Raw genomic sequence first — 8955 nt, 5'->3', positions numbered from 1 at the left:
TTTAAATCAATCCCTTTAGGTAAATATTGCCTAATTAAACCATTCATATTTTCGCATGTGCCTTTTTGCCAGGGTGAATGTGGGTCACAGAAATATACATCTATGCCTAAATCTTCTTCGAGTGTTTTATGTTCTGCCATCTCACCTCCACGGTCATAGGTCAACGTTTTACGCAGTTCTGCAGGTAAATATTTCAGAGCTTCAGTTAAGCCTTGCGCACTGATTCTGCCTTTGCATCAGGTAATGTTGCCAAGATACAGAGCCGTGTATTTCGTTCAATATAGTCAAATCATTATAAAACTAATACAACTCAGTCTATGAATTATTTCGATTTTTTTTCGAATCCTGTATGGATAATAAATTATTTTTACTATAAGGGTTGCTATCGAACTTTTGATGATGGTATGACAATTTTATATACTCTATAAACCCTTTAAATTAATTAGGTGGTTTATGTCGCACTTCAAGTTTTAGTCTGCCCTTCCCCATGTGAATCATCCAGAAATGACGATTCAGGATATTCAGATCATTGTCATTCAAATGATGATTCCAGTTCAGATTCTAGTGGTTGTGATAGTAGCAGCAATGATTAAAAAGCTTGTACCCCTTGAGGGGCAAGGGGTACAAGATAAACCGAGTTTAAGGTAAGTCAAACCAAATCATTTGGCTATCCTGCGATGCAGTAATAGTTGCAGTTTCATCGAATACTAATGCATCACCCGCTTTAACCAAGTGATCAGCAATCATCACTTCACCAGAAATGACATGAACATAGTTCACTTTTTTCTTTGCAGTAATCTCCAAGTGTTGATCTTTCTCAATCACCGCCGTTTTCACCTCAGCATTTTGACGGATCAGCATCGGTGCAGACTCATCACCTGCGATCAAATGCCATTGGTTTGGGTGATCTTTCGGATTCAGCTGAATTTGCTGATAAGTCGGTTCAGCATCCTGTACATTGGGTTGAATCCAGATCTGTAATAGATGCACCGCCTTGTCATGCTTGTTCATTTCACTATGGGTGATACCTGTACCCGCACTCATCAACTGCCATTCACCTGCATTGATTTGTCCCTCATTGCCCATGCTGTCCTTATGGGAAATGGTGCCATCAAGCACACAGGTCAGGATCTCCATATTGTCATGGGGGTGGGTACCGAAACCGTTATGGGCGGCAATCGTATCATCATTGATCACGCGGAGTGCACTGACACCCATATATTTCGGGTTGTACCAGCTACCAAATGAAAAGCTGTGGTAGGTATCTAACCAGCCTGCTTTGACATGACCACGGTTTTCACTACGATGTAGATAAGCATTCATCTTTCATCTCCCAGTTATTATATTTTGCTTGATTGTTATATTATCGATTCATAATGGTGATAAATAGTCTTTTATTGCGACATATTGTTCTATAAATGCAATGATTTAATCGTGTGTATGTTTTTGGATGAAATAAAAAAGGCTGAATATTTTATTCAGCCTTTTTAGGTGAGATAAATTTATTTATCAAACGCTTATTTTGATTTGTTTTCCAATTGAGGAATTGCAGAGCCTTGACCAACAGCAAGTAAACCTGTTTCAGTATAGATACCGAGTTTTGCACGTGTATCAGTAATGTCGAGGTTACGCATGGTGAGCTGACCAATACGATCCATTGGCGTAAACATAGAATCACCTTTCTCCATGGTTAAACGCTCAGCCTCATAGGTGAGGTTTGGAGATTCAGTGTTCATGATGGTGTAGTCATTACCACGGCGTAGTTCTAGAGTGACAGTACCTGTAATGGCTTTGGCCACCCAGCGTTGTGCTGTTTCACGCAGCATAAGCGCCTGAGAATCGAACCAGCGACCTTGATAGAGTAAACGACCTAAACGTAAACCATTAATACGGTATTGTTCAATCGTATCTTCGTTATGAATACCAGTCACTAAGCGCTCGTAAGCGATATGTAATAAAGCCATACCTGGTGCTTCATAGATACCACGAGATTTCGCTTCGATGATACGGTTTTCAATTTGGTCAGACATACCAAGACCATGACGACCACCAATACGGTTTGCTTCTAGAATGAATTCAACTGGATCTTCAATACGTTGGCCATTCAATGCAACTGGCATACCTTGTTCAAAAGTAATGCTTACTTCTTCTGGTTGGATTTCAACGTCGTCTTTCCAGAACGCAACGCCCATAATTGGGTCTACGATTTTAATACCAGCATTGAGGTATTCTAAATCTTTTGCTTCATGCGTTGCGCCCAACATATTTGAGTCAGTCGAGTAGGCTTTTTCCTTTGACATTTTGTAGTCAAAACCATTGTCGATCAGGAACTGCGACATTTCGGCACGGCCGCCTAACTCATCAATAAAGGTTTGGTCTAACCAAGGTTTATAGATTTTAAGCGCAGGATTGGTCAATAAACCGTAACGATAGAAACGTTCAATATCGTTGCCTTTATAAGTTGAACCGTCGCCCCAAATGTTGACGTCATCTTCTTTCATCGCTGTTACAAGCATTGTACCTGTTACTGCACGGCCTAGTGGTGTGGTGTTGAAATAAGGAACGCCACCAGTGCTAATGTGGAAAGCGCCACACTGAATTGCAGCAATACCTTCAAGGGCAAGTTGTAAACGACAATCGATTAATCGAGCTTTGACTGCGCCGTATTGTTCAGCTTTCTTTGGAATTGCATCATAGTCATCCTCATCAGGTTGACCCAGATTCGCTGTATAGGCATAAGGTTGTGCACCTTTCTGCTTCATCCACAATAAAGCTGCTGAAGTATCGAGACCACCAGAAAAGGCAATCCCAACTTTTTTGCCTACAGGTACGTGCTGCAAGATAGTTGCATTATCAGTCATTGCTTGTCCTAACTTTTATGAGTAAAGACCCCGAACAGGTAGTCTTGGAGAATCAAAAATCGGTAGCATTGTAACACTTTTCATTAAGCTTGTTTTCTTCAAAGAAAAACTATCCAGAAAATTTATGCTCTAATGGGTTCAGTTTTTTAGTTTTTAAGATGGAAAACATGATTGTTACAAGTGTTTTGACTTTAGTGTCAGCACTTTCTCAAAAAAAAGTCATAAACACGCATAAAAATTCAGTTAGAGTATTATGCAACAAGTTGCAAAGCCAAAAATATAGAAGGAATATCATGACTAGCTATGCAAATATTTTAAAGCCATTACATCTCGGATTTACGACCATTAAAAACCGTGTGGTCATGGGGTCGATGCATTCAGGCTTGGAGGATCGTTTTTTTAATTATCCTAAACTTGCTGCTTATTTTGGTGAGCGTGCCAAAGGTGGCGTCGGCTTAATCATCACGGGTGGGATTTCACCCAACCGTCAAGGCTGGTTATTACCTGCGGGCGGTACCATGAACACTCTGGCAGATATTCCTCATCACCGTCTGGTCACACATGCTGTGCATAAGCATGGAGCAAAAATCCTGATGCAAATCCTGCATTCAGGTCGTTATGGTTATCATCCATTTTCGGTTTCTTCTTCGCCAATTCAGGCACCAATTAATCCTTTTAAACCACGTCAAATGTCGGATAGCCAGATTTTGGCCACCATAGAAGATTATGCCCGTTGTGCAAGCCTGGCAAAAAAGGCAGGCTATGATGGCGTGGAAATCATGGGCTCTGAGGGTTATTTGATCAATCAGTTTCTGAGCAACCATGTCAATAAGCGCACAGACCGTTGGGGTGGTGATATTGAAAACCGTATGCGTTTTCCCGTGGAAATCGTCAAGGCGATTCGTGCCAAAGTCGGTGAAAAATTCATTATTTGTTTCCGCCTGTCCATGCTTGATTTAGTGCATGATGGCAACACTATGCAGGAAGTGATCATTATTGCTAAAGCATTGGAAAAAGCGGGAATCACACTTCTAAATACAGGAATTGGCTGGCATGAGGCGCGTATTCCGACCATTGTAACATCAGTCCCACGAGCTGCATTCGTGGATTATACCGCTGAGGTTAAACAGCATGTTTCAGTACCAGTGATTGCATCAAACCGTATCAATATGCCAGATGTTGCTGAAGAGATTGTTGCTTCAGGACAGGCCGATATGGTGCAAATGGCACGACCATTCCTTGCTGATCCATACTGGGTTAATAAAACTGCAACCAACCGTGTTGATGAAATTAATACCTGTATCGCATGTAATCAGGCGTGTTTGGACCATGCCTTTAAAAATGAGCGTGTTAGCTGTTTGGTTAACCCGCAGGCATGTTTTGAAACAGAATTGGTTTATATCAAAACCAAGAAACCAAAACGTGTTGCGGTTGTGGGTGGCGGCGTTGCAGGGATGTCGGCTGCAACAGTGGCGGCAAGTCGTGGGCATGCTGTGACATTATTCGAAGCAAATAATGATGTGGGTGGTCAGTTTAATTTAGCGAAAGTTGTTCCTGGAAAAGAAGAGTTCCATGAAACTATCCGTTATTTTAAAGTCCAATTAAAGCAGACAGGTGTGGATGTTCGCTTAAATACCAAGGTCAATCGTGAACAGTTGGAACGTGAGGGTTTTGATGAAGTTGTGATTGCAACAGGTGTGGTGCCACGTACCCTAAAAATTCAGGGTAGTGATGCACCACAAGTCTTGTCTTATGCAGAAGTGCTAAAAGGCGCTAAGGTTGGATATAAGGTTGCTGTGATTGGGGCGGGTGGTATTGGCTTTGATGTGTCAGAGTTTTTGCTAAAACCACCACATCAACCACAGCCACAACCATTGGCAGAATGGCAACGCGAATGGGGCGTTGATCCAAACCCTAACTATACTTCTGAAGGTGGTACGCAACGTCCAGAAGTTGAAATGCCAGTACGTCAGATTTATTTATTGCAACGTAAAACAACGCCGTTGGGTATTGGCTTGGGTAAAACCTCGGGCTGGGTGCATCGTGCACAATTGAAAAAACATGGTGTGCGTATGTTGCGTGGGGTACAGTACAAGGCTGTAACTGACGAAGGCCTATGGGTTGAGCATAATGGCCATGACCAGTTATTGCGTGTGGATACCATTGTCGTATGTGCAGGCCAGGAGTCTGTAAAAGATTTAGTACCACGTGAAAATGAAACCACACTGGCAAAATATCATGTGATTGGTGGTGCTAAGTTAGCAGGTGAGCTGGATGCCAAGCGTGCGATTCGTGAAGGTGCTGAACTGGCGGCTAAACTTTAACAATTGATGAAACAATATGCATTTGAATACATTGCAGTTAAATTTTTCTTGAATAAAGGAAACAAGCTTTGTATTCTTAGGCACATGGAAGCGTGGCAGAGCGGTTTAATGCACCGGTCTTGAAAACCGACGAGGGTGTGAGTCCTCCGTGAGTTCGAATCTCACCGCTTCCGCCAAATATCTTAAAGGGAATCAAACACATAGTTTGATTCCCTTTTTATTTGGCACAATTTTGGCACTATTGGAAATTTTAGCAATCTCTTCTTTGTTCTTATCTGAATTAATCCACTTGGCATAACGCATCGTTAGCATCACTAAACTATGCCCTAGCTGTGAAGCCACATAAACTGGATTAAGTCCATTCATTAAGCATACAGTCGCATATGTATGACGAGTGTTATAGGCAGGACGATAACGTATGCCATTCGCTTTCAGTGAGGCTACAAACTTTTCGCTCAATGATTTTTGCGTAGTAAATTCTTTACCTGTCTCATCACAGATAAATACGTGCTCATATTTGAGGTAGGTTAGTAATCTGAGTTGTTGAAATGCCTCGAAAGCAAAATCATTTAAATCTACAAATCTAGCTTTATTTGTTTTAGTGGTTTCTTGCTGAACGCCGTTCACACGACCTTTATTGATGTAAATCTGCTTATTTAAAAAATCTACATCCTGCCAAGTGAGTGCGATAATTTCTGATGGACGGCAACCTGTCCAGAATGCCACCACAAAATACCAATACACAGTTGGGTAGTCTGCAATATATTTCTCTTTTAACCAGTTCAGTATTATTTCCTTTTCCATTTCATTGAATGGATCAGGTTCATCCTCCTGAGTTTTCTGATTTTTCAATCGGTCACATGGATTCTTATCAATCACCTCATCATCACAAGCTAATTCGAATACGCCACGTAATGGAATCAAAGCATCATTTCGAGTTTTAGCCGATGACCATTCACGTCCATTGACGGCTGTACGCAACATTTGACTGGTGATCGTATTAATCGGCATATCTTCGAATAATGGCATCCAGAGCCTTTCCAGAATTGATAGATATTTTTTCTTGGTGCCTTGCTTATGATCTGAAAGGTTATAAAGGTATTCTTGGGCATAGTGAGCAAATGTCGGAGCATTTGACGCTGGCAATGTTTTTTGCGCAGCGTCAGCTTTTTTGATGGGTTTGGCGGTGACAGCTTCGATATCCTCGATTTTTAATATCCCGTATTTAGCCTTGTTTACAAAATCTTCTCTAATCTTAGCCGCCTTAATGAAGTTGGCTGGGGTATCGATGAGGTCGAGGGTGAACCACTCGCGCTTGTCGTTCCATTTAAAGTTAATCTGTATTTTTCCCGATCTTGCTCTTGTGCCTTTTGGTAGACCTGAGCTGCTTGTTCGACCCATGCGTTATAACCTTTCAAACTATATAGGTAATCCCCCCAAAAAATAATTGAGTTTAAAAGTAGAAAATGGAATAACCTTGATTTAAGGAGATTTTCTATGAAAACATCTAAGTATTCAGACAGCCTAATCATGAGTATTTTGAAGCAAGTTGAAGCAGGAACACCCATACCGAACTTGTGCAGCGAACATGGTATGAGCTCTGCCTACAAATGGAAGTCCAAATATGGCGACATGGATCTTTCAATGATGACGCGGCTTAAAGAACTTGATGCTGAAAATGCCCGTTTAAAACGTTAGCTAGATCTATGACTTTTTAGTTCAAAGAGAGGCGTTTACCTCACTAAACCTTGATCGGAAAGTTATGGAATTTTTTCGGGAAGTACATGTAGGGCAAGAAGAAGATTTTACAATTCTTGTATCAAATAAAATCTCAGGAAACTTTGGTGAAGTTTCCTATATAAATTTATTGAAGGTCCCTAATTTCAACGATAAAGATAAATTTCTGAAATGGGCACATAAAGCTTTAAATTTATAAGTTGTAATAACTCAGTGTAGTTTGATAGGAATTGTTTCATTATTTAACAAATTCAATTACATAAGTAATAATGTGATTACATTATGAACAGTAATTCATCAGAAGGCGGTTAGATAAATACAAATCACAGTGATATGTTTGAATCATAAGTTATACATGGATGGAATTAAAGATGAAATTATTAACATTGGTGAGCATAGGTACGGTAGCAAGTTTCTGTTTATTGTCAAAGCGTCACACTACTGAAAATTTATTTCATTCAAACTTCGATAAAGTTGTTCGAAATGCTGTCTTACAGGGATTCATATAAATATAGATGCCTAAGATATATAGCTTTTAAGTACTTAAAGAAGGAATAAGATGATCAGATTATTAATGTGTATATATGGCCTTCATGGTGCTAGAGAGATTGATTACACCAATGCCCAAAAGAAATTTGTGTATGCCGCGAGTGCTTGAAGAAAATCAAGAGTCCTCATGATTAGGTATAATTTCTTTTTATGAAAAGACAGTCTAAAAAATCTGAGCATATAACCTCAAATTGGACAACCGAGCAAGATAGTTTCTTAATTGAAAATAGTTTTATGGTGATTGAGCAGCTTATCAATCATCTGCCTTTTACTGAAGATGAAATTATTAAGCGTAAAGATGTACTAGGTCTCACTAGAAGACATAGACAGATGCGTAAATTTTTAAGCAATCCATCTTAAGAGAGTTCTAAGCCTCTATTTTTTTTAAAACGGATCAGTGCTAATTATTTTACAGGGTAGTATTGCGTAACATATCTATTATTGATAGATAGAGCCTGATGTCATATCTATTATTATAGTATTTCACGTGATGGAACCGACATGATCAATAAGCAAAATCCAGAATCAAAACCTCAAAAAGAATCAAACGATGACAAGGGTGATCAGAAAACCTATCAGAATCCAGATCCCCAAAAAAAACCAAATCAAGAACCTGAGAATCCACTTAAAGAGCAAAAGTAGATCAAAAAGCCCTCGATGAGGGCTTTTTGAAATCATATGCTTACACTACTTTTAAGCTCAAATAAAGTCATGCTGGAATAGCTGCGACAACTTTTTCTCTATCCCACAAACGGTGATTTTGAATAGCTTGTTTGAATTGATCTTGGATCTCTTTAAAATTTTGAGTAGAGAATAGAGCTGCATCCTTAGTGAGCTGAAACTCATCTATTAAAGCGCATTTATCACCCAGGAAAACAATGGGCTTGAGATGTTTATATGTCTCTAATACATAATGTTTAGAAACTCCATCAGCCTTAAATACTTCTAAATTATTCCCATCAACCACGATTACGGCATCATAAGTCACTGAAGGCTCGCCATTTTGTCTTCCATCTACTGGTATTTCATTGCCATCACTAGATTTAACAGGGGCTGCGTTCGGTGCTAAAGTTTCCACAATAGCTTTTTCTGCGTCAGCCCATATTTTAATATCATCTATTGATGACGCATTTACACCGTCATGAACGAGCAAGGCAATTTTTCGCTGTTTAATATCAGATGCAGGAAAAGATGAGGTACTTAATCTTTTCGAAGATGCAATTACGGGTTGGTGCAGACTATCTTGCTGTTTAGGGGGAGTTTTAATACCTAACTCTTTCGCAACATATTCAGCTAAGTCCAAGTCAATATTAGCTAAGACAGCGTAAACTACACGTCTGCGGATATCTTCCGATTTAACCTTAGATAATTCAAAAGAATATGCATCCTTAATATGCTGTTGTTCATATTTTTCCAAACTATGGTAGTGCATTGTGGCTTGCGAGAAATGATCAGCGAAACTTTCTGGTCGAACTCTCAGTTTG

Annotated in this window: 9 protein-coding genes, 1 tRNA gene and 2 pseudogenes; 7 read left to right on the top strand and 5 right to left on the bottom strand. The window is 39.7% G+C overall.

The annotated features are described in order from the left end of the window. Positions 1-280: pseudogene (locus tag B4H32_RS07650) on the bottom strand (IS30 family transposase); the annotation flags it as partial. A 224-nt stretch (positions 281-504) separates the two neighbouring features. Here B4H32_RS07650 and B4H32_RS07645 point away from each other — a divergent pair. After that, positions 505-648, top strand: a complete 144-nt coding sequence (locus tag B4H32_RS07645; protein WP_155756479.1) for a hypothetical protein — start codon at positions 505-507, stop codon at positions 646-648. Here B4H32_RS07645 and B4H32_RS07640 read toward each other — a convergent pair. Both B4H32_RS07640 and argG read right to left on the bottom strand, forming a co-directional pair. Beyond that, a complete protein-coding gene (locus tag B4H32_RS07640; RefSeq protein ID WP_004680823.1) occupies positions 640-1323 on the bottom strand; it encodes a pirin family protein in 684 nt (227 codons plus the stop codon). The two genes, B4H32_RS07645 and B4H32_RS07640, sit on opposite strands and share 9 nt — an antisense overlap. Before the next feature lie 194 nt (positions 1324-1517). Beyond that, the gene (gene argG, locus B4H32_RS07635) at positions 1518-2861 is read right to left on the bottom strand and encodes an argininosuccinate synthase (RefSeq protein ID WP_004758126.1); all 1344 of its coding nucleotides are present in this window, start codon (positions 2859-2861) and stop codon (positions 1518-1520) included. 293 nt (positions 2862-3154) lie between these two features. On the opposite strand from argG, the gene B4H32_RS07630 reads away from it, so the two are divergent. Both B4H32_RS07630 and B4H32_RS07625 read left to right on the top strand, forming a co-directional pair. Continuing rightward, positions 3155-5185, top strand: coding sequence for an FAD-dependent oxidoreductase (locus B4H32_RS07630; protein WP_004776933.1), 2031 nt, complete (start codon positions 3155-3157; stop codon positions 5183-5185). Between the two features lie 86 nt (positions 5186-5271). Beyond that, positions 5272-5361, top strand: a tRNA-Ser gene (locus tag B4H32_RS07625). Positions 5362-5377: 16 nt separating this feature from the next. Here the strand turns inward: B4H32_RS07625 and B4H32_RS07620 are convergent. Continuing rightward, the gene (locus B4H32_RS07620) at positions 5378-6586 is read right to left on the bottom strand and encodes a site-specific integrase (RefSeq protein WP_004682746.1); all 1209 of its coding nucleotides are present in this window, start codon (positions 6584-6586) and stop codon (positions 5378-5380) included. A gap of 96 nt (positions 6587-6682) precedes the next feature. Here B4H32_RS07620 and B4H32_RS07615 point away from each other — a divergent pair. The 4 genes and pseudogenes from B4H32_RS07615 to B4H32_RS07605 form a co-directional block, all read left to right on the top strand. Continuing rightward, positions 6683-6880, top strand: a pseudogene (locus tag B4H32_RS07615) (transposase); the annotation flags it as partial. Between the two features lie 7 nt (positions 6881-6887). Then, on the top strand, positions 6888-7121 hold the full coding sequence (locus tag B4H32_RS12760; RefSeq protein ID WP_314371664.1) for a hypothetical protein: 234 nt from the start codon (positions 6888-6890) through the stop codon (positions 7119-7121). Between the two features lie 500 nt (positions 7122-7621). Next, positions 7622-7831, top strand: coding sequence for a hypothetical protein (locus B4H32_RS07610; protein WP_004682744.1), 210 nt, complete (start codon positions 7622-7624; stop codon positions 7829-7831). Between the two features lie 141 nt (positions 7832-7972). After that, positions 7973-8113, top strand: a complete 141-nt coding sequence (locus tag B4H32_RS07605) for a hypothetical protein (protein WP_004676713.1) — start codon at positions 7973-7975, stop codon at positions 8111-8113. A gap of 67 nt (positions 8114-8180) precedes the next feature. Here B4H32_RS07605 and B4H32_RS07600 read toward each other — a convergent pair. Beyond that, positions 8181-8955: catalase-related domain-containing protein (locus tag B4H32_RS07600; protein WP_286801214.1), on the bottom strand; the 775-nt coding region annotated here is incomplete at its 5' end.

Origin of the sequence: Acinetobacter sp. UBA2063, from assembly GCF_002333245.1 — a bacterium.
In the GTDB taxonomy this organism is placed as follows: Bacteria; Pseudomonadota; Gammaproteobacteria; order Pseudomonadales; family Moraxellaceae; genus Acinetobacter; species Acinetobacter parvus.
Note: the sequence above shows the minus strand (reverse complement) of the source record. Positions and strands in the feature narration are given on the sequence as shown.